The organism is Bradyrhizobium sp. SYSU BS000235, from assembly GCF_049747295.1.
Classification (GTDB): Bacteria; Pseudomonadota; Alphaproteobacteria; order Rhizobiales; family Xanthobacteraceae; genus Afipia.
On sequence record NZ_JBMHJM010000001.1, the window covers coordinates 4131951 to 4158455 of the forward strand.

The window sequence follows — 26505 nt, forward strand, 5'->3', positions numbered from 1 at the left end:
GCACTTACTGCGGCGGATGAATTATGACGCCGTATTGCGCGGCGATGACCGTGATCGCGGCGAGTGAGGGCATGTGTTCGCTGCCGGCGGCGTCGAAGGCTGCGAACATGCTGTCGAGGTTGGCACCGGGGATCGCGAGCACCAGCAGACGCGCTTCATGCGTCCCGATATTGCGATAGGCGTGCCGGAGGTTGCGCGGGGCAAAGACAAATCCTCCGGCATGAAGGTGCAATGGCTCATCCGCGCCTTCGATTTCGAACAACACGTCACCCCTCAGTACATAGAAGGCTTCGTCCTCGAGGGTATGGGTGTGCGGCGGGGCGCCGGCACCGGGCGGCACGATCGATTCCCACAGCGAGAATTGTTGACCGGTCTCGCCGGCCAGTGCCTTGTAGATGTGTGTCACGCCGAGCACGTCGAGCGTGGGCCCGGTATCGCGTTCCCGAAAGAGTGGGCCTAATTGCGTCGCGTGTGGAGCACTGGTCATGGCAGTCCCTCCGCGGATCGGGTTGCAAGGTCTGGCAGGATAGACCGGCGCAACGTTGCCGGTGAGACGGAAGCGGGCTTGGTCCCGCTCCATGGTGTCGCAGCGTGCGCGGGCGTGGTGAAAGGTGGAAGCTTTCGGCGGACGCTCGGCGTCGACGCGAACAGTGAATGCCGCTCGCGTCTTCCATGCAACTTGCGGTGCCCAATCGGTCAATCGTCGCTCTCACATGGCGCGATAAGAATCCCGCTCAACGCTCCGTGAATTGTCGTGAGATGTCGCGCTTAAACTCGATGTGAGAATCCTAAACTGTCTTTTACTTGAGCCTTTGCACTGCACTCCCCATGTTGCAATGCACGGTGCGCGTGACGATACCGATTCGCAAAGTCGACCTCTCGAAGTCGAATGATGGTACGCGCGCTCCGTCAGGGTGAGGAAGCTTGTTCTGATGAGGTGATGACATTCGCCGGGGCCGGCCGTGCTGTGCGGCCGGATCTCGTCAGAATAGGCGTGCACTATGGGTATTGTCCGCTTCGCGTTACGCTTCCCTTACACGTTTTATGTGGTGGCCGCGCTCATTCTGTTTCTCGGTGTCGTCGCTAGCCGCGCAATGCCGACGGATATCTTTCCCGAGATCCGAATTCCCGTCGTCACTGTGATCTGGACTGAAACCGGGCTCAGCACGCCGGAGATGGAACAGCGCGTCACCACCTACAGCCAGTATGCCATCAGCGCCAACGTGAACGGCATCAAGGACATCGAGGCGCAGACGTTCAACGGCATCTCGGTTCAGAAAATTTACTTCCAGTCTGATGTCAATCTCGACCTTGCCATTTCGCAGATCGTCGCCGCAACCAATTCGATCCGTGCGCTGCTGCCGCCTGGAATCCAGCCGCCTATCGTGGTGCAGTTCAACGCATCGAGCGTGCCGGTGCTGCAGATCAGCCTGACTTCCAACAAGCTCAGCGAACAACAGCTCTACGACTACGGCATCTACCGCATAAGGCAGCAATTGGCACCGATCCCAGGCATCACGCTCCCGACGCCGTCGGGCGGCAAATACCGCCAGATCATGGTCGACATCGATCCAACGAAACTCGTCGCCAAAGGCCTGACACCGCTGGACGTCGTGAACGCCGTCAACGCGCAGAACCTGACGCTGCCCGCCGGCACAGCGAAAATTGGTGACAGGCAATATACCGTGCGCACCAACGCGACGCCCGCGACCATCGAGGATCTCAACGACATTCCGATCAAGGTGGTGGATGGTGCGACGGTGTTCGTGAAGGACGTCGGCCAGGTGCATGACGGCTGGCTGGTGCAGCAGAACGTGGTGCGCCAGAATGGCCGCCGATCGGTGCTGCTCAGCATCATCAAGAACGGCAACGCCTCGACGCTGAAGGTCGTCAACGCGGTGAAGGATGCGCTGGTGTCGGCACGGGCCGCGGCACCTCCCGGCCTCAACATCAGCGAATTGTTCGACCAGTCGGTCTTTGTCAAGGACTCCATTGCGGGCGTGCTGCGCGAAGGCGCGATCGCGGCAGGCCTCACCGCACTGATGATCCTGTTGTTCCTCGGCTCGTGGCGCTCGACGCTGGTGGTGATGATCTCGATTCCGTTGTCGATCCTGACGTCGATCGTGGTGCTGTGGGCGATGGGCGAAACGCTCAACACCATGACGCTGGGCGGCCTTGCCCTGGCGGTGGGTATTCTCGTGGATGACTCCACGGTGACGATCGAGAACACGCACCGTCTGCTCACGGAAGACCATCAGCCGTTGCCGCTGGCGACATTGCACGGCGCAGCAGGCATTGCCATTCCCACGCTGGTGTCGACGCTGGCGATTAGTTGCGTCTTCACCTCGGTGATCTTCCTTCATGGCCCTGCGAAATATCTGTTTACGCCGCTTGGACTTGCCGTGGTGTTCGCCATGCTGGCGTCCTACGGCCTGTCGCGCACGCTGACGCCCATCACCATCGGCCTGTTGCTGAAGAACGAGCGCCACGATGCCACGTCGCGCAACTGGTTCGCGCGAGCGCATCATGCGTTTGAGCACGGATTCGAACACATGCGGCAGGGCTATGTCGCGCTGCTCAATATGCTGCTGCATCGGCGCGTGATCATTCCAATCATCAGCGTTCTGGTCCTTGGGCTTGGGGGCACCATGCTCACACTGGTCGGTCGCGATTTCTTCCCGGCAATCGACGGTGGACAGATCCAGTTGCACGTCCGCGCACCGGCCGGTACGCGCATCGAGAGAACCGAGAAGATCTTCCAGGCTGTCGAAGACAAAATCCGTCAAGTCATTCCAGCGAAGGACCGACAGCTGATCGTCGACAACATCGGCCTTCCGGCCCGCAGTTATAATCTGGCCTTCACCGACGGTTCGACCATCGGCGTCAATGACGGCGTCATTCTTGTGTCCCTTAAAGAGGGACATGCGCCGACCGCGGGCTATGTGCGCAAGCTACGCGAGGTGCTGCCGGCCGCGTTTCCCGAGGACCAGTTCTATTTCCAGGCGGCCGATATCGTGACCCAGATTCTGAATTTCGGTCTTCCGGCGCAGATCGATGTCCGCACCGTCGGCTATGACCGCGCCAACAATCTGAAAGTGGCGGACGAGCTGCGCCAGCGCATCGCTGCGATCCCGGGCATTGCGGACGCGCATTTGCAACAGGAGGTCGATGGGCCGGCGTTTTACGCCAACATCGACCGCGCCCGCGCCGCGCAGCTTGGACTGAATGCACAGACCATCGCCAACAATGTCAATGTGAGCCTGAGTTCGTCCGAGCAGGTAGCGCCGAATTTCTGGACCGATCCCAAGTCCGGCATTCCGTATTATCTCGCAGTGCAGACGCCGGAACGCGACGTCAGCTCCCTGAACGATTTGCGCAACACCCCGGTGTCAACATCGCTGTCGTCGACGGTCAGCGGCGGCCCGGTGCCTGGATTGCTCAGCAATGTCGCTACGCTGAAGCGTGACACTGTGCCGACGAATTCCAATCAGGCCAATATTCAGCCGGTCTACGAAGTCTATGCCAGCGCGCAGGGGAAAGACCTCGGCAGCATCTCGGCGCAGATCAACCACATCGTCAGCGATCTGCAGAAGCAGATGAAGCCCGGCAACAGCATTCAGGTCATCGGCCAGATCCAGAGCATGAATGACGCCTTTATGGATCTCGGCATTGGACTCCTGTTCGCGGCGGTGTTCGTCTACATGCTGATGGTGGTGAACTACCAGAATTTCGGCGATCCGTTCGTCGTCATTCTTGCGCTGCCGGCCACGCTGTGCGGCATTCTCACCATGCTGTTCATCACCGGCACCACGTTGAACGTGCCGTCCTTGATGGGTGCCATCATGGCAACCGGCGTGGCCTCCGCAAATTCCATCCTGCTGGTGACGTTCGCGCGCGAGCAGCAGCTCGCGGGCCGGACGTCGTTCGAGGCTGCCATCGATGCCGGGCACACCCGTATCCGTCCCGTGTTGATGACGGCGGCTGCAATGATTGTCGGCATGATCCCGATGGCCATCGGCGGCGCAGGTGAGGAGCAGAATGCGGCGTTGGCACGCGCCGTGATCGGCGGACTGTTGTTCGCAACACCAACGACATTGCTGGTCGTGCCGTATCTGTTCGCCTGGTTGCGAAGAGGCAATGACGGACAGACCGCGCATGGCGTGTTCGAGGAGGGCACGATATGAATTCGATGGATCCACTGACACCACCTTATATCCCTGTCCCCGAGGAGAGCCGCGAGATAAACCGGGAGACCAGGCCGGACTCGGCGCCCGCGCAGCACAAAGGGCGCGGCGCGCGGGTGTTCGGCCTCGGTGTTCTCGGCCTGCTTGTGGTCGGGCTCGCCTTCGGTGCGCGAAATCACTACGAGCAGAACCTTGCGGTGGCGGCGGCTGCTGAAGCGCAGCGCGATCTCACCCCTCAAGTGCGTGTCGCAACCGTGAAGCCGAGCGGCTACGATGCTGTCGTGAGCCTGCCCGCCACGACATCAGCGTTCGCGGTGGCCAATATCTTCGCGCGGGCCAGCGGCTACATTGATAAACGAGAAGTCGACATCGGCGATCATGTCAAGAAAGGCCAACTGCTCGCCGACATTGTCGCGCCGGAGCTCGATCACCAGATCGCCCAGGCGGAAGCGACATTGGGCCAGCTCAAGGCGGCGCTGCAGCAGGCGCAGGCCAATATGGAGCTTGCGAACGTGACGTGGAAGCGCGACGAGCCGCTGGTGAAGCAAGGCTGGGTGACTCCGCAACAGGGCACGACCGACGTGCAGACGCTGAAGGCCGATCAGGCCGCGGTCGGCGTCGCGCAGGCCAATGTGAACGCCCAGGATGCGCAATTGCTGGTGCTGCATCAGCAGAAGCTGTATCAGCAGGTGGTGGCGCCGTTTGACGGCGTGATCACGCAACGCAATGTGGATGTCGGCAGCCTGGTGCAGGCCGATGCCACCAGCGGCACATTCATGTTCACGCTGATGCAAGGCAATGTGATCCGCACACAGGTGTATGTGCCGCAAGATCAGGCGTTCGGTCTGCATCCGGGCGCGGATGCCGTGATCCGCGTTCCTGAAATTCCGAACCGCACGTTCCCCGGCAAGGTGACGCGCATTGCTGATGCCTTGCAGCCGGGCTCGCGCACGCTGCTCACCGAAATCGATATCCCGAATCCCGATGGCGTACTGACGCCGGGGATTTACTGCACGGTCGAATTGCACATCCCGCAGGCGGCCGCCAGTGTCACTGTGCCCGCGGACTCGATCATCTTCAACGCGAGCGGCGTGCATGTGGCCGTGGTGCAGAATGGGGTCGCGCATCTGCGCAAGGTCAACGTGGCGCGTGATCTCGGCACCGAGGTCGAACTGCGCGACGGCGTGAAGCAGGGCGAGAGCGTCATCCTCAATCCATCGGTCGATCTCGCCGAAGGAGCGAAGGTGAAGACGGCGGTGGACAGGAATACGTAAGGGGCGGGTTCTCTCGGCGGCCCATCTCCTTACAAATCGATCACCACATCGCCCTGCGGCCGTGAGCAGCAGATTAGCACGTTGCCGGCGGCCGGGGCATCGATGGGATCGGGCTGGTAGGCGACGGTCCCGGCCACGAGTCCTGACTCACAGTTGTGACAGACGCCGGTACGGCACGACCATCGCACGGGAACGTCGCACGCTTCCGCAAGCTCAAGCAGACTCTGAAATTGCGGACTCCAGTTGACGTTCAGGCCGCTGCGCGCGAACGATACCAGCGGTCCGGTGCCCGCAGGTGCAGCGGGCGGATGAGGCGGCTTGGCGGGCGTAGCCGCGATGCCCGGCGTGCTGGAAGGGCCCGCGCCGAACAGCTCGGTATGGATGCGGTCCGCCGCGATGCCCCACGCGGCAAGGCCGGCGGTGAGATCGCTCATGAAAGCCGACGGTCCGCAGATGAAAAAATCCGCATCGTGCGGCACGCCGAGCTCTTGCAGCATCGCGATGTTCAGGCGGCCACGCGCATCGAAACCGACGCCCGGTTGATCTTCCGCGTCGGGTGCGCTGTAGCGGATGTGGCTGTGGCCGTTGGCCAGGTCCTCGATGAGCGTGCGGGCTTCCGTGGCGAACGGATGCTCGCGGCCGTTGCGGGCGCCGTAGATCCACCACACCTCCCGCGGTGACGCTTCCACCACCAGCGTGTGAAGCATCGCGATGACAGGTGTTGCGCCGATCCCTGCGCTCAGCAGCACAACGGGTGAGTTCCCCGAGCGAAGTGTGAAGCTGCCGCGCGGCGCGCTCACATCGAGCACGTCGCCGACCTTGACCGTCGCGTTGATGTAGGCGCCGGCCACGCCATGCGGCTCCTGTTTCACGCTGATGCGATAGCTGCGCACATTGGGTTCTGCCGAGAGGGAGTAGCTGCGCAGGATCGCGGGCGTATCCGGCGAGCGTATGAGCCGCAGCACGACGAACTGGCCGGGATTGGCCGCCGCGAGCGGGAGCCCATCCGTGGGCTCAAGCTCCAGCGACACCACATCGCTGCTTTCGCGTATTTTGTTCGACACCCGGAGCGAGCGGAAGCCAGCCCATGCCGGTGGCGGCGAGAGGGCAGGGCCCAGTCCCGCGTTTCCTGTGATGCCGGCTTGCTCCTGGTCGCGCAGCGCCTGAAAAGACGCACGCCAGCCTGCGCTCAGGGATGAAATCCGCAACGCGCGTTCAAGCTGATCACGCGGGTGACCGGGCTTGTAGAGCAGCGCATTGACCTCGGACACGCTCATGCGCTCCGGCCCTGTCGAGACCTTTATGATCTCGTCACCGGCCGTGACGTCGCCTTCTTCCACGACGCGAAAATAGAAGCCGGGCCGGTTGTGCGCCACCAGGAGTGCCGCCATGCGCGGCTCGTTCATGCGGATGCCGACGCGGTAGCAGGTGACGCGCGGCTGCGAGACCTCGAACAGCGCCTTGCCGATGCGATAGCGATCGCCGATGCACACCTCCTGGTCGGAGGGGCCGTCGATGGTGAAATTCTCGCCGAATTGTCCGAAAGCGAAGTCGTTGCGGCCCAACTCGCGTTGCCAGTAACGATAAGAGTCGATCTGATAGACGAAGACGGCGCGGTGCTCGCCGCCATGTCCGGCGAGGTCGCCTTGCCCGTCGCCATCGACGTTAAGCCGCCGCACCATCCGCGGGCCCTGAACCGCGGTCTTCCACACGCTGGTGAAGACGGTGCGGCCTTGCCAATCCATATTCCGCGGCATGCCGACATTCACGGAGAGCAGTGACGGCATCTGACGTCCTTTCGTGCTGACCCGCAGTTCGCCCGATTGGCTTCAAGCCCAGGGAGTCTCTGTGATATCCGAACCTTCGGTTACGGGCGAAGCGGCGCGTCCGGCGATTTCCTCCACGGTAAGACTGCGGTCGATGCCGTGCTCGACCACGGTCTGGCCCGGCTCCTGTTTGAGCTGAACGCCATCGAGATGCACCCGCACTTTATCCGGCTCGAAAGAGATCAGGCCGGAGATGCGCGCGACTTCAGTCCACGCGTTCGGATAGCACCATGCGGCGCGGCGTGCGTCGCCGATGTCGTAATAACTGGCAATGCCTTTGTAGGGGCAGAAGGTCTGTCCTTCCACGGGCTTGATCTGAGCCTCCTCGATGTCGGCGCGCGGGACATACCAGCGCGGCGCGAAACCGGATTCGAACAGCACCAATGGGCGTTTGCTATCCGCCACGAGGTGGTCGCCGCTGCGGACCTGCAAATGGCGCGAGGTCTGGCGAATGTCGATGCGATGATAGGCGTCGGCGGCATGGCCGACGATGCGCTCGTCTTCCTCAAAAAATGCGTCCATGGCGGGCCACGCGAACGCGACGCGTCCTTGCAGCTCGCGGGCGTGGGCGGGCAGCTGTGCGAATTGCCATGCTGCGCGCTGTTTTCGGTGTTCGCCTGCGCGCACGGTAAACCACGAGGTCGGCCCAAGGTCGCGATGTTGCGAGGTGAATGTGTCGGGCTCCAGCGTGCCGGCAACAATGCTGTCTTGCGGGAAGTAAGCCACGGGATAACGACCGGGCTCGTGAAGCAGAACGACGTCCTCGCTGTCGGCGATCCAGGCTCCGTTGAAGCGCACGCGCATGCGCCGCCGCAACGGCTCGGCGTAGAGCAGCCGTTCCGGCAAAGGATCCGGAACGAGAAAGCGGCCGACGCGTCCCAGTGAAAGAGGCCCTTGCTGCCAGGACAATCCCATTGCTGTTTCCTTACAATGCCTCCGGCTCATGTCGCGGAGAGGTGAGGGGAAATATGGAAGTCAATTGATGGCGTATCGATGATGCCAGCACTGGCGACGAGTTACTTCTTCCGATTGAGGGCGTGAACACATCCATCGCACGTTTGATCGATACCAAATCCTCGTTGCAGCGAGATCGCGCGACAAGTTTATGCTGGGAATGTTGGCCGTCGCGACCACACGTATGTGAAGTTGTGCAATCGACGGCTGCGTGAACGGCATCAACACAGCCGACAATTGCCGTCGGAAAAAGCACGATCTCAGTTTGGCCCGGTTTCCGACTTATTAATGTCTGTTCATAGTTCCATCACATCTCGGTGACTCCCCGTCGCGTTCGAGGCGGCATCTGCTGAGGGATGGAGACGGCAGAGTCACATACAGGTGCGCGCGGCCTCGCGACAGTTTTGCCAGCCGCGTGATTAGTTCTTGGAATGCAAATTTAACATCCAACGCTTCGCTTTAAATTCCACGACAATGACAACCAGCATCACCTGCGGACAGGTGCTTTCCCGTGCGGCGCAATTCGTCGCTTGGAGGAAGGTCTCTCTCGCGTTCAAGGAAACGTTCAACGGCCACATGGCTGCGTCGCCGATCGGCGACTGCGGAGCAATGGTCATGCGTTATTGAGGAGTAGCGTATGAGTACCCTGAGTTCAGACGACCATCTCACCCCCCACAATCCGTTATATTATGCGCCGCGCCGGTTGCGTGAAAAACCGCAGCGGTCGTCAGCTTCGTCTGCAGAAGCAAGATTGGAACGTCTTCGGCGGCTCAATTCCCCACCACCTGTGCATGACGTTTTGCTTGAACAAGCGGTCGCCGAAGCGTTGAGCCGTCCGCACGAGCCCGAGGTCCGTCGCGAGGCGCCTGGATTTGAACGGCAACGGCGAAGCGGCTGGCTTCGCGTCGTCGTTCGCTCCGCTGCCGCCGTCGGCATCGCAGCCGTCGTTGCATTTCTCATCGTCGTCATGGTTCCTGTCGCGCAAGACCATGCAGGGCAGGCCGACGGCTCCAGCCTTTCCATGTCCGGGATATTGAATTCGGTCAAAGCTGCTTTTGATCCGCCTCGGCAAAAAGCCGCTGACGTGAAACCTGCTCGGTCTGAAGTTGAGACACTCCTTGCGTCAAGCCGGAGCACGCCTGTTGCGACGAAGGAGCAATCCGACACGCTGCTTCAGCAGTTTTTGCAATGGCAGGGAAAGCCGGCCGAAGTGCACTGATGACTTCTTGCTGACAATTGAGACAGGGGAACAATTGACGATGCGTCACGACAGGTCCAGTCTGAGTTCGGTCTCGTGGAGGCAGCGATGACCTCTCGTTGGATTGCTTTCGCATTTGGCGTTGTGCTCGCAGGCTCCGCGAGTGCGGCGCCGGGTGACAAGGTCGATGTCGTCCGCGAGCTTGCGGGGCGCGTCGGGCCGGTTGTCGGCGCGGCGTTGGCCTGTCCGGACATCGCGCGGCCCCGCATACGGGCTATCGTCAATAAATTCGCGTCGGTAATCAGGGAAGCCTCGGCCAACGAGACTGAACGCACGGACCTGACGCAGCAGCTCGATCGCACGGTCGCGGACGGCCGCAACGCCGTCACCGCGGGACAAATGGATTGCGGATCGGCGGACCGCCGGCTCGCCGATCTCGAACGGTCACTGGGGGGACCAGCTTCGCCCGCGGCAAACGCGCCGGCTGTGCCTTCGCCGTCCATTGCGGCAGCCGCACCGGCTGCAACCGGCTCACCGGTTCGTGGTGTAACCGATCGGGAAATCAAGTTCGGAATTTCCGCACCATTCTCCGGCCCCGCCAAGGAATTGGGCCGTCAGATGAAACTCGGCATCGACACGGCGTTCAGCCGCGTCAATGACGCCGGGGGCGTGGACGGCAGGATGCTGCGGCTCGTTGCGGCGGATGACGGCTATGAGCCGACGCGCACCGCGGAAACGATGAAGCAGCTCTACGAGAAAGAGCAGGTTTTCGGCATCATCGGCAATGTCGGCACACCCACCGCGGCTGTCGCGGTGCCATATGCGCTCGAACGAAAGTTATTGTTCTTCGGCGCGTTCTCAGGTTCGAACGTGCTGCGGCGCGATCCACCCGACCGCTACGTATTCAACTATCGTGCAAGCTACGCGGAGGAAACCGACGCTGTGGTGCACTATCTCGTGAAGGTGCGCCGGCTACAGCCCAGGCAGATCGCGGTTTTCGCCCAGCAGGATGCGTATGGCGATTCAGGATTCGCCGGCGTCGCCAAGGCGATGCGCGCGCTCAATCCGCGTGACAGCACGGTGCTGCGGCTGAACTACAAGCGAAATACCGTGGATGTGGATGATGCGATCAATCAACTGAAGGCGCAGAAGACGCCCATCAAGGCGGTCGTGATGGTGGCGACCTATCGGGCGGCTGCAAAATTTATCGAGAAAACGCACAGCCTCATACCCGGACTGATCTACACCAATGTGTCGTTCGTGGGCAGCACGGCGTTGGCGGATGAATTGATGCTGTTGGGTTCGCGTTACGCCAACGGGGTGATCGTGACGCAGGTGGTGCCGGCGGTGTCGGGCTATTCATCTTCGATTCTCGAATACAAAACCGCACTCGCCAAGTATTTCCCCGGGGAGGCGCCGGATTACGTCTCCCTCGAGGGCTACATTGCGGCAAACCTGCTGGTGGAGGCTCTCAAGCGTAACGGTCCCCAACTCGATACCGAGAAGCTGGTCAATACTCTGGAGAGTATGACCAATGTCGATATGGGGCTCGGCACACCGCTCAGCTTTGGCCGTTCGGAGCATCAGGCCTCTCACAAAGTGTGGGGGACGGCGTTGGATGAGACCGGGAAGTACCAGGCCATCGAACTGGAGTAGTTCAAGATCACCTCGCATCGTCGCCCCGTCCGTCATGGCGAAAACATGGCGGTGAGGTTGCGGGCGTAGTCTTATTGTTCCGGCCCGTGACGACCCCGTAACAGCAACCCGCGAGATTTCTCCCCGACAGAGCGATGGGAGAATCTGATGTCGAACGAATGCTCGCCGATGGCGGACAGGGTTGTGGCGCTTCACAAGACGACGAATCGCGAAGCGGGCGGCGTTGCTGCTGCCGGGCCGTGCGCTACGGTGCGCGGAGGCGTGTCGCGGGCTGCGCTTTATCTCGCGCATATTAATGGGCATCCTCAAGGATTGCCGCCGCCGCAACCAGTACCGGAGCGATCGGAGAAATCCTTCTGGTCTTCAGCGTTGGACTTCCTCGTAGAAGGCTTTGCGAACTGCGGCACACCGCTGTACCCCGTCGCGTATCTCGACGCCGGTGGGGCTCTGATCGAGGCGGACATCCCGGTGCGTGAGGCGAGCGCTGCGAATGAGCGGCGCAGAGCGTTGTTCCTTGTGCCGAATGGCGTGCAAAGGGCTGAAGACGGCAACCACGCGGTGAATGTCCTTGCGATGGCGGCGCAGACCTTTCTCGAATCCCCGTATCGCAATCCCACCAATCGAGGCCCTTCGAGTCGAGGTGTTGCTGATGGAACGCTGACCAGTTCGGACGCGCTCTCGCCGCGGGAGATCGAACGGCCAGCGCCATGGAATTGGCTGAGATCGTGCTGGGAGACCGTGATGAGCCTTCACGCGCATATGCGGCGCGAGCGGGAGATCAGGAAGGCGATCGATGAATTGGCTGAACTCGACGACTTCAGCCTGAAGGACATCGGCATTCATCACCGGGACCAGATCGAACACGCCGTGAGGAACAGTGAACCATGATGGCTGATGTGATCAGCATTGCGGTCGTCGGAATGCATTTTAGCCGCGCTGCCGTCTCCAGCGGGGCGATGTGGCGGATGATTTACCCCATTGGCAGGCATCTGTCGGTCGTGGGGTTCTGCGTTCTGCTGCAGATCAAGGCGCAGAACTTTCTGCTGAGCGCGTGCTGGACCTGACAGGCGCGCGCTCATGTACGGAGAGGGATGTCGCCTCCGATGGACAGCATCGGGGGCGACGTCGCCGTTTTGGCATATGACTTTTGTGAATTCTTTTTCGTATTTTTGCATTGGATGAACTGTGCGCCGTCGCGGCCGACGTGTGTTACCGCCGTAGCTGTTCTGCCCTCAAACTGAAATTCGCCCGCAATCCGGTTCGGTTGATTTGCTTGCTCCGAAATGAGGGAGCTTAAGCAAGATGAGCAATATCTTTGGCCGGCGGGCCGTTGTGATCGGCGCGGGGTTCAGTGGTCTGCCGGTGGCAGCGGTCCTGGCAAAGTATTTCGAGCAGGTCGTCATCCTGGAGCGCGACCAGCTGGACAATCATCCGGCATCGCGAGTGGGCACGCCGCAAGACCGGCATCCGCATCTTCTGCTCGCGGGCGGGCTCAATGCGCTCGACGAGATTTGTCCCGGCTACAGCAATGAACTGGAGTCCGCGGGGGCCGTAGCGATCAGCCTCTGGCGGGACGCGCATTTCGAACGCGCGGATATCGGTGTGTTGCCGAAGCGCGATTTCGGCACTCCGGTTCTCCTGGCATCGCGGCCGCTGTTCGAGTTCGTCCTGCGGCGCAAAGTGCTGGCGATCGGCAATATCGAATTGCGCACGCAATGCAGGGTCATGTCCGTGCTGTCGTTCGATGGAGCGGTGCGGGGTGTCAGATTCGAGTCTGAATCGCACGCAGTGGAAACGCTCGAGGCTGATCTCGTCGTGGACGCCTCCGGTCGCGCGCGGCCTACGCTGGAGCTGCTCGACGAACTGGACTACGACCGCCCGGACAACTCCGAGGTCGGGCCCGATATCACGTATTCGACTGTGGTCGTAAAGATTCCACCGCAAGCGGCGCCGCATGCGCAAATCGTGCGGACGTTCGCAAATCTGCCGGAGTCGGGCGTCAACGCCGCGATCGGACCGATCGAAGGCGGGGAGTCGATTGCATTCATTGTCACGCCCGTTGACGTTCCGCGTCCGAATACGTGGGAGGCGTATCTAGACTTGCTGCGCGGACTGATCACGCCGACGCTCTTTAACATTCTGCGTCAGGCCAAGACGCCGAAATGCATCGATCATTTCGGTTTCCCCACCAGCGTGTGGCGGCACTTCGAACAAATGTCGCGGTTGCCGCGCGGCATTCTTCCCGTTGGCGACTCGATCTGCCGGTTCAATCCGACCTACGGCCAGGGCATGTCCGTCGCAGCTCAGGAAGCAAGACTGCTGCAGGACGTTTTGGCGAGCGCGACCGCCGAGCCGGATCCGGTGGGCGCTATGCAGGCCGAATTCCTGGCACGCGTTGCCGCGATCTTGCAGACGCCCTGGGATATGTCGACGAACACCGACTTTGCTTTCCCCAAGACGCGCGGACAACGGCCGGAGAATTTCGCAGACATGCAGGAATTCGATGCCGCGCTCTTCCGCGCGGCGGTTGTCGATCCGGTCGTCCAGCGTGCATTCGTGGATGTCGCGCAGCTTCTGCAGCCGGGCAGCATCCTGCAGGAGCCGGATATCAAGGAACGTATTGCGGCGGCGTCTGCCCGCGTATTTGCGTGAATGGTTCAAACAAGCACGCACGCCGGTGACCGCCGGCGTGCTCAATCCCGCTGCTCTTCACATGCGACGGTCTTCAATGAATTGTCGGTGATATGCCTTCACGAAGTTTGCGAAGGTCCAGCATAGTTTGCTGCGTGTCCTTCAATAGGGCACGCATATGTTTCGGTTCACCCATGAAACACCTGCGGATCGCGAGGCAGTTTCGTAACAGGCTTGGCCGCGCGGCAGTTGCGCGCTCGTGAGGCGGAATAGCATTGAGACGAGTCAGAAGATCGGCCATTTCAGCAAGGGCCTGCCACAAGTCGCCCTTCGCCTGTGACTCGCGCATTGGAGTTACGCCTTTCTCGAAAATTCCACCGCTGAGGGGCGTGGCGAAGTATTTTTTCGGAGTACTGGGTCATTTCTCGAAAAGGTCTTCGAACGTATCAAGCCGCTTCCGAATATTCCTGTGAGCTCTGTTTTGTGCAATTGCTTGCAGAGCCTTCAGCTAAACGAATCTCGAAACGTTACCGGCGAACGCGCTTGAAGTCACGCCCGCCGATAATACTAGCCAAAAACTATGGAGTCACGATGTTGAACCAGAACTCGAAGTTATCGAGTGAGGAGACGACATCGCGCAGCTTGGCTTGATCACCGCTGATCTTCACGCGGCCAGCGGAAATTGCATCATCGAGCTTGGTCTGCTGCAGGATGATGTTGTTCAGTGTATCCCGCGACAGCGTAATGGTCGCATCGACGTTGTCAGCCCTCTTGTTCGCGGTGTGGTTCAAAACGCCGTTCTCAAGTTCGACAAAGTAGCTACCGTCCTTCCCGAAATCGAAGTTTAGCTTGGCGTGAGCGTTTCCAGCCTTTTCGCTGTTCAGGCGAACGCCGAGATAGTCGAAGAACATCTCGACGGACATCGTGCGCACCGTGTCCGGACTTGCGGTGTTCGGTGTCGGCAGCTTGGCAACGCCATTCCGCAACTCCTGGGCGCCAGTCAGATAGAAGTTGCGCCACGGCCCAGACTCGGCCTGGTAGCCCAACTGCTCAAGCGCATCGGCTTCGAGGTTCTTTGCCTCCTTATTGCTGGGATCGGCAAATACAACATGGTGAATGACCTGAGCCACCCAGCGATACTCGCCCTTATCATACGCGGCCTTGGCCTTGTTCAGAACCTCGCTCGGGCCACCCATGAACTCGACGTACTTCTTGCTCCCTTCGACCGGAGGCAACTGGTGCAGGGTGGCGGGATTGCCATCGAACCAGCCGAGATAGAGCACGTAGGTCGCCGCGACGTCGTGATAGACAGAGCCGTAATAGCCACGGTTCGCCCAGACATTCGCGAGGCTGTCCGGCATCTTGAAGGCATCGGCGATCTCCCGCATCGTCATGCCTTGATTGACCATGCGAAGCGTCTCGTCGTTGATGAAGCGGTAGAGGTCTCGCTGGCTTCTCAGCAGCGCCGTTGTCTTGTCTTTACCCCAGGTTGGCCAGTGATGCTGGGCGAACAGGACCTCGATCTTGTCGCCCCACATCGTTAGCGCCTGGTTCAGGTACTTCGACCACGGAAGCGGCTCACGAATCTTGGCGCCGCGCAGCGAATACGTGTTGTGGAGCGTGTGAGTTGCGTCTTCGGCCGCCTCCATCGCTTTCTTTTCCTCGATGAACCACATCATTTCGGCCGGGGCTTCCGACCCCGGGGCCATGAGGAATTCGTAGGTCAGTCCGTCAATGTTTTCTTTTTGCCCTGTTTCCTTGATGATATTGGTGGGCGCAATAAGCGTCACTGTGCCTGCGGAAGTTGTGGTGCCGAGGCCGGCTCCGACCTGACCCTTGGGATCGGGCTTCAGCAGATTACCGTACATGTAGCTTGCACGCCGGCTCATGGCCGTGCCGGCCATGACGTTTTCTGCCACAGCGGCTTCGAGGAAGCCTTCCGGTGCGTAGATCCTGACCTTGCCGGAGTTCACGTCGTCCTCGTTGGTCACGCCGCGCACGCCGCCGTAGTGGTCGACATGGCTGTGCGTATAGATCACAGCCTTGACGGGCTTCTTTGGCCGATTGGCGTAATAGAGATCGAGAGCAACCTTCGCGGTTTCTTGCGAGATCAACGGGTCGACGACTGTAATGCCCTCGCGGCCCTCAATGATGGTCATATTCGACAGGTCTTGGTTACGGACCTGGTAGATGCCGTCCGTCACCTCGAACAGACCAGAGATGTTGATCAACCGGGATTGTCGCCACAGGCTCGGGTTGACGGTGTCCGGCGCGGTCTCGTCTTTGATAAAGCCGTATTGTTGTGGATTCCAGATCGTGTTGCCCGCGCTTCCCTTGATCACGTCCGATGGGAGAGGGGCGATGAAACCCTTTTTAGCGGCGTCGAAGTCGGAGGTGTCGTTGAACGGCAGCTGTTTGAGCAAGGCTGAATTCGCCTGCTTTGTTGCTTGAGCTGCGTCTTTGCGTGGATCTTGAATCTGTGCTGTAGCGGCCTGCACAAGACCGGCGGTTACAATTCCGAGGATCGATAGTTTAGCGAAGGAAACGCGAGACATAGTTCACTCCCTTGCTTACTGATCGCGATTGATTTGTCACCTCTTGCGCCTGAGACGTAGGTCCAAAACATCGCTTAAAAGCATTTGTTCCGCGAAGTTGAAATCAACATTTTTGGGGGCGAGATGTCGCACGGAAGAGTCAAACTAACAAAATTGACTTAGGCAAAAGGCTCGTCGCCTGCTTGCGTTCAACGCCAAAAGGCATAAGACAAAGCTGCCCGGCGACGTGCGGCCACCAGGCATGAGAGTCTTCAATCTGTTCGTTCGATGTAAGGGGCGTTGTTAGCGCAGATCGGCGTCGAGACAGACCTGGCCTTCGGTACCGAGCGCGGCAAAAGCTTTCAGCGCCGGACCATAGTATGTACGGAAAACATGGCGCGAAGAAACTGCTGGCGCAGGCCTCGGCGCTATTGCCGGCGTAGCGCGCCGAACCCAACGTTGGCCCCCGTCACTTCTTGGCCTTCTGTTTTTCAAGAAAGCTCGCGAGCACCACGGCATGATTGATCGCCGGATCATGTGCCGCATAAAGCAGCGTGCTGTTTCGCGATCCAATCCTTTGCAGGAGTTCGGGAACAACAGGATTGTGCTTCAATTCGTGGAGGTAACGCGTTTTGAATTCGGTAAACCGGTCTTCGCGATGATCGAACCATTTTCGGAGCTCTGGCGTCGGCGCAATCTCCTTGCACCATTGGTCGAGTGCAGCTGCTTCCTTGCGGACGCCCCGAGGCCACAGCCGGTCGACCAGGATGCGAAGTCCATCACCGGTGGCGGGCTTCTCGTAGATTCGTTTGGTTTTGATCGAACTCATCGAACTGCAGCGCTCCAATGATTCAAGCGGCAGCAGGTCTGCCTCCTGCGAGCCCGCCGCTTCTTCAATGTCCTGACCGCGAGCGACCACGGCCGTTCCAATTGTTGCAAGGATTTCTTCGGCAAACCAGCCATTCTCTGTGAGCGGATGGAGATATTTTGTTTTACCCGATGACCGCGCTGATAACGATCGGACTCCGGGCCTCGCAGCGGCTGCCGACTTGACGCGGGCCGATTTGCGGCAAATCCGGGTCAAATCCCGTCGCGCCGATCAAATATATCGTGTCACGATACTTCGACCGAAATCGAAGCAATCGAAGGAAACCGGCGCCTAGACTTGGCGTTGTTCACGATGTCGGTCTCGGCGTTGCCCGGTTGATGTTTGCACAAACGTCCACCGTTTCGCTTGAAGTGTCAGGAGCGCGAATGACGGATTTCTCAAAGGCGCCGCAACTCGATCCGCATGAGCAACATTTTCGTATTCCGGGGCCGCGCGAGGGATTGTCGCTGTTTCTCCGGTTTCTGCCCGCCGCGACAACGGAGTTTCATCCGCGCCGTGCGGTGCTCTACGTTCACGGCGCGACATTTCCGTCTGCGCTGTCGGTGGCGCACCGGTTCGATGGAAAGTCATGGCGTGATGCGCTGAATGAGGCGGGTTTCGACGTCTGGGGTCTCGATTTCTATGGTTTTGGGCACTCCGATCGCTATCCGGAGATGAGCCAACCGGCGGCGGACTCCGGTCCGCTCTGCGTCGCGACGGATGCTTCGGAACAATTGGGCGCGGCAGTTCGATTCATCTTGGGTCATCAGAACTTGAAGGCGCTGTCACTCGTGTCGCACTCATGGGGATCGATGCCCACTTGCCTGTTTGCCGGCAACCATCCGGCGCTGGTCGACCGGCTTGTCTTGTTTGCGCCGATCGCGCGGCGCGAACCGCGACGTTACGAGCAGCCACCGGCTTTTCCTGCCTGGCGCGTTGTGACGGTTGAGGACCAATGGAACCGGTTCGTCGAAGACGTTCCGGCGCACGAACAGCCGGTTCTCTCGCGCGTTCACTTCGATGAATGGGGGCCGCGTTATCTCGACAGCGATCCGGAGAGCCGCTCGCGCGATCCCGCCGGAGTGAAGACGCCGCTTGGGCCCTTCAGCGAAATCATCAAGGCCTGGCATGGCCAGCTTGCTTATGACCCCGCGGCCGTGCGCGCCCCTGTCGTCATTATTCGCGGCGAATGGGACGGGCTGATCCCGGACGCCGACGCGCGCTGGCTGTTTGATGCCTTAAAGCATGCGCCCGTGAAGCGGGACATCAAGATCGGCCGCGGCACGCATTTGATGCATCTGGAGACGATGCGGTTTGCGCTGTGGCGCGAATGTGCCGAATTTTTGCGCGGGGAAGACGCCGCGCCGATACCTGTCTGAACAGCAGCTGCCTAACAGCAAGATGGAGCCGGACCATGTTCTCTGTAATCTTTGAAGTGCTTCCCAACGAAGGCAAGAAAGACGCGTATCTCGATCTGGCCAAGCACCTCAAACCTATCCTGGAGTCGATCGACGGTTTCGTCGACAATGAGCGCTTCGAGAGCAAACTGCAGCCCGGGTGGGTGCTGTCCCATTCAACCTGGCGTGACGAAAAATCGGTGATCCGCTGGCGCACCAACGGCGAACATCACGCGATTCAGGAAAAAGGCCGCTTCAAGATATTCCAGGACTATCACTTACGCGTGGGGGACGTGACCTCTGACACCAATCCTCCGGCCGCCGCCCCGGTGCATGAGCGCCGCTTCGACGAGACCGAGGTGGGAGCAGCGAAGGTCGTCACGTTCACGGAGATCACGCCAGCGAAGGGTACCGAGTTTGCGGCCCAATTCGATCTGTTGCCGAGCCATCTCGGACTCGACACCAACAGCAAGGCTGTTGCCGAACACGAGGTCTACACCAGCATTTACAATCCGGGGAAGCTGGCGCTGCTCGTGGCATGGACCGACCCGAAGGCGGCCGAGGCCTGGTCGCCAAGAAAGATCGACGGCACGGCCGAACTGCGCCACCGCAAGGTGCGGGTCGTGCGTGACTATGGCCGGTTCGATCGCCGGGAAGCGCCGCAGTTCTATCCGGATGCCCAAGGTGGTGAGACCAAGCACGCCGCGGCGAAGGGCACCGCGAACAAGCAGCCGGCGCCAGCGCACTGAGGGGAGACGTCCGCGCCGGAGGGGGCTGGCCGGAATCCGGCCTCCCTATCAAGCCTTCACCCGGTGCACCTCGGTCGTTCCGGGCTCGTCGGGTAATTCGCGGACCTCAAAATTGGCGCCCAGATCGGTGTGCAGGCATTGTGACGGCGTCGCAGCCTCATCGTTGTGAGTCTCGCGACCTAAGGAGGGATATGCCGCTTCCATCAACTTTGCCTCGAACACTTGACGATCGTTGACCGGCATCCCGTCGCAAATGCTGAGGATGTAATCGCGATAGGGCTGGCTGGTCGCTTCACGTTCCTTGGTCATTCAGGCTCGAATCCATTTTGTCGCGGGTTTCCTCTCTTTATCCGGCCCGAGCTCGGCGATCATCAATTGATCGAAGGGCTCGGGAAATCGATCGGTCGGTCTTCGATAGACCCTGTGGGATTTCGGCGCGTTTGGCACGCCTGTGGGCGGCGAAAGGCCGGTAAAGAACCTTCGGGCCGCAAAATCGCCTTCAAAAGGGCTGACTGATTACCGTTAGTTGCGTATCTTGGAATCCAGCCCCGTTGCGGGGCCGCATGCAGTTTGGGGAACCTCCAGCAAGGGCATGATCCAGATGCTTTTCGCACGCCGGTTGACTGTTGCCGCGACAGCGGGATCGCTGATCGCAGGTGGATTTTTCGTATCTCTCTTTTCAGGTGAAGCGCACGCCCAAACGGCGGTAGGCGCTCAAGCTGCAGCCGGGTCCCAGGCCAGCGCCTGCAGGGACGCGATCGAACTGACCGTGATGCCGTCGCCGCTCTCGCCATGGAAGGGTGCGCCGCTGCGCGTCATGGCGGTGACCGAGAAGCCGATGGCAGGCACGTTTTCGCTGATCGCGCCGGATGGCAGCGTCGCGGTGAAATCGGCTGAGCGGCACGGCGGGTCGCCTTATGCGTGGTTCGCCGAAGTGGCTGCGCCCGCCGCCGGCACCTGGCATGCGACGCTGTCGCTGGATCAGGGACCCGCGGACTGCCGCACCATCACCAACGACATCACCGTGAGCGCAAAGAAGCCCGCGGGCGTACCCACGACGCATGACAGCTTCTGGAAAGTGCGCGGCAGCTGGAATGCCACCACGGAGACGCTGTTCGCGGCGTGGATCGAGAAGCTGTTCGACGCGCCACCGGATCAGGACTTGTCTTGGAAGGTGTGGCACGAAGTGCTGCACGACAAGTCGCGCAACTTCCTGTTCAATTACCTCGGCCGCGGTGAAGACGATGCCAAGAGCGGCCTGAAGCCCGATTGCGCCGACTTCGTCTATTTCCTGCGCGCCTATTTCGCCTACAAGATGGGGCTGCCGTTCGGCTATTCGAATTGCTCGCGCGGTGTCGGTGGCAAGCCGCCCAAGTGCTACCAATGGTTTGACATCGAGCATCCCGAACAGACGCGTCCGCCCGCGCCGCCGGAGCAGCAGGACATCATGGCGCAGACGGCGCCTCAGGCGCCCGGCGCGGCGCCGGCTTCGCGCACGCCCGCACCGGCGAAACCAAAGCCGATCCTTGGCATCTTTGCCGCCGCGCAACCCGCCGAGTTACCGCTGCCGGAAGTCGTTACGCCGCCCGAGCCGAAGCCACAACCGAAGCGTCCGTCGAACTTCAACGAATATCTGCGCGCGGTGGGCGATGTCGTGCATTCCGGCACCACGCGTGTCTCGGGTGGGGACGACAACACCGATTTCTACACGGTGGCGCTGACGCAGCAGTCGCTGCGCCCGGGCACGGTGTATGCCGATCCCTATGGTCACGTGCTGATGCTGGTGCATCGCGTGCCGGAAGTGAACGGCAAGCCAGGAGTCTTCCTCGCGGTGGATGCCGAGCCTGACGGATCGATCACGCGCAAGCGGTTCTGGCGCGGCAATTTCCTGTTCGCCCATGATCCCGCGCTCGGCAGCTCCGGCTTCAAGCATTTCCGGCCGATCGTGCGCGACAAGGCCGGCGGGTTGCGGCGGCTGAGCAATGCCGAGATCGCCAAGAATGCGAGCTACGGCGATTTCTCGCTCGATCAGGCGCACATGAACCCGGAAGATTTTTACGATCGCATGGACGACGTGATGTCGCCAGAGCCGCTCGATCCGGTGAAGGCGATGACGGACGCCATCGAAAGCCTGCATGAGCAGGTGAAGACGCGCGTGACGTCGGTGGAGAACGGACGGAAATATTCGGAGAAGAAACCCGGCGAGATCGCGATGCCGAACGGGCCGTCGATTTTCCAGACCTCGGGACCGTGGGAGGATTACTCCACACCGGCCCGCGATTTCCGCCTGCTGATCGCCATCGATGTGGTGCGGGGCTTCCCCGATCGCGTGGTGCGGCGCGCATCCCACTTCACCATGCCGAACGGTCAGGGCGCGGAGGCGGTCAAAGGGCAATTGCAGAGCGTGCTGGCGTCCGAGCTTGCCTCGCGCAAGATCTCCTACACCCGCAGCGACGGCTCACAGTGGACATTGTCGCTGAAGGACGTGCTCGACCGCATGCAGGATTTCGAGATGGCGTATAATCCGAACGATTGCGCCGAGCTGCGGTGGGGTGCGGTGGAAAACAGTGCGGAGGCCGCGACGTGCAAGCGCCGCGCGTCGCCGGCGCAGAAGGCGAAGATGTCGTCGGACTATCGCAACTGGTTCCGCGAGCGGCACTGGCCGACACGGGCGTAAGCGCTTAACCGGATAAATCGCGCATAATCCGAAAGCGACGTGAATGACCTGTGGCGATTATCCGGCGCTCATCGGCGAGCGAGTAGCCCAACCGTCCTGTGCTTGGCCTCAAGCCATGATATTAAGCAGCGTCTTGGTCATCCGGTCGTCCGCCTTCATCACTGTCGCATTGGCGGCAAAACTGTAGCTTGCGATCATCTGGCCGACCATCTCCTGGGAGAGGTCGACATTGGGCGCGGCGACAAGGCCGTTTTGGTTGGCGAAGGGCGCTTGCGGATCTGAGACCGCGGTCGTGGACGGCGTGGCCGTCGTGACGGTCGTCTGGGTGCCGCCGCCGGCGTTCTCGGTCTGAACAACCTCAAGCGGTGCGTAAGCCCCTGGCGCCCCGGCCGGCACCGTGCCGTCGGTGTTGGGCAGCGCGCCCGTGCTCATGACATTGGCGACGTTCGAGGCGGATACTTCGAGGCGGCGGGTTGCCGCCTTCATGCCGGACAGTGCGATCGTCGAGATGCTGCTCATCAAGGGCTCGTCTGACAGATTTTCTAGCCTTCGCTTGTAGGCACACCCGCCATAAGCAAGCTTCAATGTCGGTGACCGAATTCCAGCGGTGGGCATAACCGGTTGTTAACCAATGATGATCGCCGACAAACCCATGATGCATCCCAGCCGTCTGGCGGAGACTGCGTCCGTCGGATGAGTGATGCCATATCATTTGCGATGCATTGTTCTGTTCGGGCCAGCGATCTCGCTCAGCGCTGCGATAGACCCCGCGGTTCGCGAACTGGGCTGGAAGCCGGATCTTCGATCCGCTTTGGCGCAAATGAATGCTGTTTCTATGTGAAACGGCACATGGAGCGTGCCATCACCACTAAAAACATCGCTGTATTTTGGCGCCCGCCAAGCCCTTTCAGCAGGGCATTTATCGTCCAATTCGTTGGACACTGAGTTCGGGTTTTAACGTCTGTCCATCTGATCATCCGCGCCGTATTCCTCAAGGACGAAAGATGCGCGTCCAACTTCGCTCCCTCCATAAGGTCGCAGAAGCAGTGGATGACAAAGGACATGATCGCCATGAATGCACCAGCGCAAACCCCATTCACTTTCGAGCGCGCGAAGCAGGAATTTCGAAGCGCTTGGAACGACCGCAACTATACGCGTTTCGAACTACCGCCAGTTGATGTGAACAGTGTGCTGCGCGAACGCTACACCGTCGAGCCGGCGGGATCGGCGATGACCCTGACGCAACTCTGGGACATGGAAACGAAGAAGGCTTGGGACCCCGCAACCTACATCCCTTACGTCGTCTCCCGGGGGCGCTCCTGGGGGCGTCACGCATTAGAGGAGGGGTGCGAGCGCTTCTTCCGGATCTCGGAGCAGGCTGCCTGGATCGATTCAAGCCGGGGCGAGGTCATTGAGGATGTCTCGATCAGCCATAATGAGCGACGCATTTTCTTTCTCGGCCTGCCGCGGATTGTTGATGACCGGGGCGAGACAATTCGCGCAGGCGATTTTCAGCCGCTTTTTCACGTCGAGCACGCCGCTGAAGGCTCGGAGGAGCGTCCGCTCAACATCTGGCGGATCGTGGTGTTGACCGAGGGCGAGGACGACCGCTTCAAGCGGCCGTTCGAGCAGATGATCGCCGCCGGCTATCTCCCCGGTTTCGTCGAAGAATACCTGCGGCGCGACATGGGCGTTCGGATTGAGCGGCGCTGACCCGACGATCTTGGGAACGGCAACTCAAGCGCCTGCACTGCGGTCACCGCGTTTGATTTTAAGCCGATCTGAACAGAGACAAGCACACGCCAGAATGTCGGCGATTGCCGGAGGCGGCATGCAAACGCCAAGCACCGAGCGTCTCGGCCAAAATGTGTACGACCGAGACACACGGTGCTTTGGCTGGGTGTAGCGCAGCTGAAAAATGCTGCGAGCATCCGCGGCTAAATATCGAGTTCGCTATTCAGTAAACCCTGCGACGGACGACAACGGTCCCGCGTGGAGCGACAACAGCTCGCCGGGTGACAACAGCACGCGGGGCGACCACGACAGGGCGTGGAGCGACAACAACGGGACGTGCGGCGACGCATCCCGCCCGATAAACACCGGCGGCGCAAACCACGGCAGTGGCTTCCGTCGTCGTGAAGGCGATAAAGCCTCCGACCAGCAGCAGAGGAATCAGATGTTTCATCGCGAATATCCTCCTTAGGTTTTGAAATCAAAAAAGCTCGATACGGTCACAAAGACTGGTAGCGAGCGGCGGCTTTCCCGAAAAAAAAGGGGCCGAACGCTTAAGAAGCTGCCGGTTTAAAGGGGAAGTCAACCAGCAAGAATCGCGCGAGATGAGCGATGGCCGCCAGGCGGACGAACACGAAAGCCGCGGTGACGCGTTTCGTCTGAAAACGCTATGAGTTACCGCCACATGCCGCGCATGCGGGCGCCGATGTCGATCTTCGGGCCGTTGCTTTGGGTGCGCGCCGTGCCAGCTGAGACCTGCGGCCAGCTGGTGCGCTCGAACATCGACGTCAGCGCCTCGGGAATGAAGCGTGTTCGCGACGCATAGACATGCCGGTCGCCTTGCGCATGCTGGCCGTGGGTGAAGAAGCGTTGCGGCACAGTCAGATGCAGATCGTCCTTCGCACGCGTCATGGCGACGTAGAGCAGGCGGCGTTCTTCTTCCAGTTCGGCGCTGGTGCCTGCGCCAAGGTCTGACGGCATGCAGCCATCGACGACATTCATCACATAGACCGACTTCCATTCCTGGCCCTTGGCGGAATGGATCGTCGAGAGGATCAGGTAATCCTCGTCGCGCAATGGCACGCCGGCCTGGTCGCTGGTGGCGTCGGGCGGATCGAGCGTCAGCTCGGTGAGGAAGCGTTCCCGTGAGGGATAGCCGCTGGCGATCTGCTCGAGCTGAAGCAAATCTGCGTGGCGCACCTCGGCATCTTCATGGATGCGATCGAGATGCGGTTCATACCAGAGCCGCGCGCGTTCGAGATCGACCGGCCATTCCGAGTAGCGCAAATTGCCAACGGTTTCGATGAAGCCTTTCCAGTCTGCGCCGGCACGCGGCGGCTGCGGCAAGTCGCACAGCGCACTGAGCGGATCGGCTGCTTCTGCCATGCGCTCCAGCACGCGCTGTGCCGACGCAGGCCCTACGCCCGGCAGCAGGTGAAGAACCCGGAAGCCTGCGACGCGATCGCGGGGGTTTTCGACAAAGCGCAGCAGCGCCAACATGTCCTTGACATGGGCGGCGTCGAGAAATTTGAGCCCGCCGAATTTCACGAACGGAATGTTGCGGCGGGTCAGCTCGATTTCCAGCGGCCCGCTGTGGGATGAGGTGCGAAACAGCACCGCCTGATGCTTCAGGAGATTGCCTTCTTCGCGGCTCTCCAATACGCGCTCGACGATGTAGCGCGCCTGCTCGACCTCGTCGCGCACGGTGACGAGCTGCGGCTTGTGCGTGGAGGTGCGCTCGGTCCAGAGATTTTTGGTGAAGCGTTCTTTTGCAAGGCCAATGACGGCATTCGCCGCCGACAACACCGGTTGCGTCGAGCGATAGTTGCGGTCGAGCGTGACGATGTCAGCGCGCGGATTGAAGTGATCCGGAAAGTCCAGAATGTTGCGCACGGTGGCGGCGCGAAAGGAATAAATCGACTGCGCGTCATCGCCCACCACAGTGAGGCCATGGCCGCCCGGCTTCAGCGCCAGCAGGATCGACGATTGCAGGCGGTTGGTGTCCTGATATTCGTCGACCATCACATGATCGAAACGGCCGCCGATGTCGTCCGCCATCGTGGGATCGGAAACCATCTGCGCCCAGTAGAGCAGCAGATCGTCGTAATCGAGCACGTTCTGCTTCTGCTTGGCTTCGACATAGGCGGCGAACAATTCTTTCAGCTCATTGGCCCAGCCCGAGCACCACGGGAAGAATTGCCCGAGCACTTGCTCGATCGGCAATTCGGCATTCACGCAACGCGAGTAGATCGACAGGCAGGTTCCCTTGGTGGGGAAGCGGCTCTCGGTCTTGGAGAACCCGCGCTCGTGCCGGATCAGGTTCATGAGGTCGGCGGAATCCTCGCGGTCGTGAATCGTGAACGACGGATCGAGGCCGATCTGGTCGGAATAGTCGCGCAGCAGCCGCGCGCCGATGCCGTGAAACGTGCCGGCCCAGGTCAGCGCGTCGGTCATGACGCCGGCATTGTCGCCCAGCACCTTGCGGGCGATGCGCTCGACCCGCTTGGTCATCTCATTGGCGGCGCGGCGCGAGAACGTCATCAGCAGGATACGCCGCGGATCGGCGCCATTGATAATGAGATGGGCCACACGATGCGCCAGCGTGTTGGTTTTTCCGGAACCGGCACCGGCAATCACCAGCAGCGGTGGTCCGACCGTGCCGTTGGTTCCAACGCCGTGCTCGACAGCCCGCCGCTGCTCTGGATTCAACGTCTCCAGATATGAAGTTGCAGCCGCTGCCAACACCGAATCATCCCCCTGCCTGAGAGGGAGAGTCCACGATTTGTTCTGCAAGCGCAACGAACCGGCGCGTTCAGCGAAAGGCAA

At 60.6% G+C, this 26505-nt stretch carries 20 protein-coding genes; 11 read left to right on the top strand and 9 right to left on the bottom strand.

Annotated elements, in window-relative coordinates:
* Positions 1–4 precede the first annotated feature (4 nt).
* Positions 5–700, bottom strand: coding sequence for a cupin domain-containing protein (locus ACP0KA_RS19320; RefSeq protein ID WP_424630346.1), 696 nt, complete (start codon positions 698–700; stop codon positions 5–7).
* A 301-nt stretch (positions 701–1001) separates the two neighbouring features.
* Here ACP0KA_RS19320 and ACP0KA_RS19325 point away from each other — a divergent pair, with 301 nt between their 5' ends.
* Entirely contained in the window at positions 1002–4184 is a 3183-nt protein-coding gene (locus ACP0KA_RS19325; protein ID WP_424630347.1) for an efflux RND transporter permease subunit, read from the top strand.
* Positions 4181–5458 (top strand): efflux RND transporter periplasmic adaptor subunit, encoded by a 1278-nt coding sequence (locus tag ACP0KA_RS19330; protein WP_424630348.1) that lies wholly within the window; start codon positions 4181–4183, stop codon positions 5456–5458. Before ACP0KA_RS19325 ends, ACP0KA_RS19330 begins: the two co-directional genes overlap by 4 nt.
* Positions 5459–5487: 29 nt before the next feature.
* On the opposite strand, the gene ACP0KA_RS19335 is transcribed toward ACP0KA_RS19330, so the two are convergent.
* Together ACP0KA_RS19335 and ACP0KA_RS19340 are read right to left on the bottom strand one after the other, a co-directional pair.
* Complete coding sequence (locus ACP0KA_RS19335; RefSeq protein WP_424630349.1) at positions 5488–7245, bottom strand: MOSC domain-containing protein; 1758 nt, start codon at positions 7243–7245, stop codon at positions 5488–5490.
* 42 nt (positions 7246–7287) lie between these two features.
* Entirely contained in the window at positions 7288–8199 is a 912-nt protein-coding gene (locus ACP0KA_RS19340) for a DUF427 domain-containing protein (protein WP_424630350.1), read from the bottom strand.
* Between the two features lie 790 nt (positions 8200–8989).
* Here ACP0KA_RS19340 and ACP0KA_RS19345 point away from each other — a divergent pair.
* From ACP0KA_RS19345 to ACP0KA_RS19365, 5 genes are all read left to right on the top strand, one after another.
* The gene (locus tag ACP0KA_RS19345) at positions 8990–9457 is read left to right on the top strand and encodes a hypothetical protein (RefSeq protein ID WP_424630351.1); all 468 of its coding nucleotides are present in this window, start codon (positions 8990–8992) and stop codon (positions 9455–9457) included.
* A gap of 87 nt (positions 9458–9544) precedes the next feature.
* Positions 9545–11092, top strand: coding sequence for an ABC transporter substrate-binding protein (locus tag ACP0KA_RS19350; protein ID WP_424630352.1), 1548 nt, complete (start codon positions 9545–9547; stop codon positions 11090–11092).
* A gap of 147 nt (positions 11093–11239) precedes the next feature.
* Positions 11240–11980 (top strand): DUF1127 domain-containing protein, encoded by a 741-nt coding sequence (locus tag ACP0KA_RS19355; RefSeq protein ID WP_424630353.1) that lies wholly within the window; start codon positions 11240–11242, stop codon positions 11978–11980.
* Positions 11977–12156 carry a hypothetical protein gene (locus tag ACP0KA_RS19360; protein WP_424630354.1) on the top strand — a complete coding sequence of 60 codons (180 nt, stop codon included), beginning with the start codon at positions 11977–11979 and terminating at the stop codon, positions 12154–12156. The genes ACP0KA_RS19355 and ACP0KA_RS19360 overlap by 4 nt, the downstream gene beginning before the upstream one ends.
* Before the next feature lie 238 nt (positions 12157–12394).
* A complete protein-coding gene (locus tag ACP0KA_RS19365; protein WP_424630355.1) occupies positions 12395–13744 on the top strand; it encodes an NAD(P)/FAD-dependent oxidoreductase in 1350 nt (449 codons plus the stop codon).
* 557 nt (positions 13745–14301) lie between these two features.
* On the opposite strand, the gene ACP0KA_RS19370 is transcribed toward ACP0KA_RS19365, so the two are convergent.
* Positions 14302–16278 carry an alkyl/aryl-sulfatase gene (locus ACP0KA_RS19370; protein WP_424630356.1) on the bottom strand — a complete coding sequence of 659 codons (1977 nt, stop codon included), beginning with the start codon at positions 16276–16278 and terminating at the stop codon, positions 14302–14304.
* Between the two features lie 448 nt (positions 16279–16726).
* Positions 16727–17176: a DUF488 domain-containing protein gene (locus ACP0KA_RS19375; RefSeq protein ID WP_424630357.1), complete on the bottom strand. Its 450-nt coding sequence runs from the start codon at positions 17174–17176 to the stop codon at positions 16727–16729.
* A 335-nt stretch (positions 17177–17511) separates the two neighbouring features.
* Between ACP0KA_RS19375 and ACP0KA_RS19380 the strand changes: the two genes are divergently transcribed.
* Positions 17512–18504: an alpha/beta hydrolase gene (locus ACP0KA_RS19380; protein WP_424630358.1), complete on the top strand. Its 993-nt coding sequence runs from the start codon at positions 17512–17514 to the stop codon at positions 18502–18504.
* 35 nt (positions 18505–18539) lie between these two features.
* Positions 18540–19271, top strand: a complete 732-nt coding sequence (locus ACP0KA_RS19385; protein WP_424630359.1) for an antibiotic biosynthesis monooxygenase family protein — start codon at positions 18540–18542, stop codon at positions 19269–19271.
* Positions 19272–19319: 48 nt separating this feature from the next.
* Here the strand turns inward: ACP0KA_RS19385 and ACP0KA_RS19390 are convergent, their stop codons facing one another.
* Complete coding sequence (locus tag ACP0KA_RS19390; RefSeq protein ID WP_424630360.1) at positions 19320–19580, bottom strand: hypothetical protein; 261 nt, start codon at positions 19578–19580, stop codon at positions 19320–19322.
* A 292-nt stretch (positions 19581–19872) separates the two neighbouring features.
* Between ACP0KA_RS19390 and ACP0KA_RS19395 the strand changes: the two genes are divergently transcribed.
* Entirely contained in the window at positions 19873–21948 is a 2076-nt protein-coding gene (locus ACP0KA_RS19395; protein ID WP_424631659.1) for a hypothetical protein, read from the top strand.
* A gap of 108 nt (positions 21949–22056) precedes the next feature.
* On the opposite strand, the gene ACP0KA_RS19400 is transcribed toward ACP0KA_RS19395, so the two are convergent.
* Entirely contained in the window at positions 22057–22467 is a 411-nt protein-coding gene (locus ACP0KA_RS19400) for a flagellar basal body rod protein FlgC (RefSeq protein ID WP_424630361.1), read from the bottom strand.
* Between the two features lie 531 nt (positions 22468–22998).
* On the opposite strand from ACP0KA_RS19400, the gene ACP0KA_RS19405 reads away from it, so the two are divergent.
* Complete coding sequence (locus ACP0KA_RS19405) at positions 22999–23661, top strand: hypothetical protein (protein ID WP_424630362.1); 663 nt, start codon at positions 22999–23001, stop codon at positions 23659–23661.
* A 244-nt stretch (positions 23662–23905) separates the two neighbouring features.
* Here ACP0KA_RS19405 and ACP0KA_RS19410 read toward each other — a convergent pair whose 3' ends face one another.
* Together ACP0KA_RS19410 and ACP0KA_RS19415 are read right to left on the bottom strand one after the other, a co-directional pair.
* Positions 23906–24133 (bottom strand): hypothetical protein, encoded by a 228-nt coding sequence (locus ACP0KA_RS19410; RefSeq protein ID WP_424630363.1) that lies wholly within the window; start codon positions 24131–24133, stop codon positions 23906–23908.
* A 221-nt stretch (positions 24134–24354) separates the two neighbouring features.
* Positions 24355–26421: an ATP-dependent helicase gene (locus ACP0KA_RS19415; protein WP_424631660.1), complete on the bottom strand. Its 2067-nt coding sequence runs from the start codon at positions 26419–26421 to the stop codon at positions 24355–24357.
* Positions 26422–26505 lie beyond the last annotated feature (84 nt).

Bases quoted from the DNA above. Each gene is read 5' to 3' on its own strand.
- ACP0KA_RS19325 (WP_424630347.1), top strand. From the start codon at position 1,002: ATGGGTATTGTCCGCTTCGCGTTACGCTTCCCTTACACGTTTTATGTG.
- ACP0KA_RS19330 (WP_424630348.1), top strand. From the start codon at position 4,181: ATGAATTCGATGGATCCACTGACACCACCTTATATCCCTGTCCCCGAG.
- ACP0KA_RS19335 (WP_424630349.1), bottom strand. From the start codon at position 7,245: ATGCCGTCACTGCTCTCCGTGAATGTCGGCATGCCGCGGAATATGGAT.
- ACP0KA_RS19340 (WP_424630350.1), bottom strand. From the start codon at position 8,199: ATGGGATTGTCCTGGCAGCAAGGGCCTCTTTCACTGGGACGCGTCGGC.
- ACP0KA_RS19350 (WP_424630352.1), top strand. From the start codon at position 9,545: ATGACCTCTCGTTGGATTGCTTTCGCATTTGGCGTTGTGCTCGCAGGC.
- ACP0KA_RS19355 (WP_424630353.1), top strand. From the start codon at position 11,240: ATGTCGAACGAATGCTCGCCGATGGCGGACAGGGTTGTGGCGCTTCAC.
- ACP0KA_RS19360 (WP_424630354.1), top strand. From the start codon at position 11,977: ATGATGGCTGATGTGATCAGCATTGCGGTCGTCGGAATGCATTTTAGC.
- ACP0KA_RS19365 (WP_424630355.1), top strand. From the start codon at position 12,395: ATGAGCAATATCTTTGGCCGGCGGGCCGTTGTGATCGGCGCGGGGTTC.
- ACP0KA_RS19370 (WP_424630356.1), bottom strand. From the start codon at position 16,278: ATGTCTCGCGTTTCCTTCGCTAAACTATCGATCCTCGGAATTGTAACC.
- ACP0KA_RS19380 (WP_424630358.1), top strand. From the start codon at position 17,512: ATGACGGATTTCTCAAAGGCGCCGCAACTCGATCCGCATGAGCAACAT.
- ACP0KA_RS19385 (WP_424630359.1), top strand. From the start codon at position 18,540: ATGTTCTCTGTAATCTTTGAAGTGCTTCCCAACGAAGGCAAGAAAGAC.
- ACP0KA_RS19390 (WP_424630360.1), bottom strand. From the start codon at position 19,580: ATGACCAAGGAACGTGAAGCGACCAGCCAGCCCTATCGCGATTACATC.
- ACP0KA_RS19395 (WP_424631659.1), top strand. From the start codon at position 19,873: ATGCTTTTCGCACGCCGGTTGACTGTTGCCGCGACAGCGGGATCGCTG.
- ACP0KA_RS19400 (WP_424630361.1), bottom strand. From the start codon at position 22,467: ATGAGCAGCATCTCGACGATCGCACTGTCCGGCATGAAGGCGGCAACC.
- ACP0KA_RS19405 (WP_424630362.1), top strand. From the start codon at position 22,999: ATGACAAAGGACATGATCGCCATGAATGCACCAGCGCAAACCCCATTC.
- ACP0KA_RS19410 (WP_424630363.1), bottom strand. From the start codon at position 24,133: ATGAAACATCTGATTCCTCTGCTGCTGGTCGGAGGCTTTATCGCCTTC.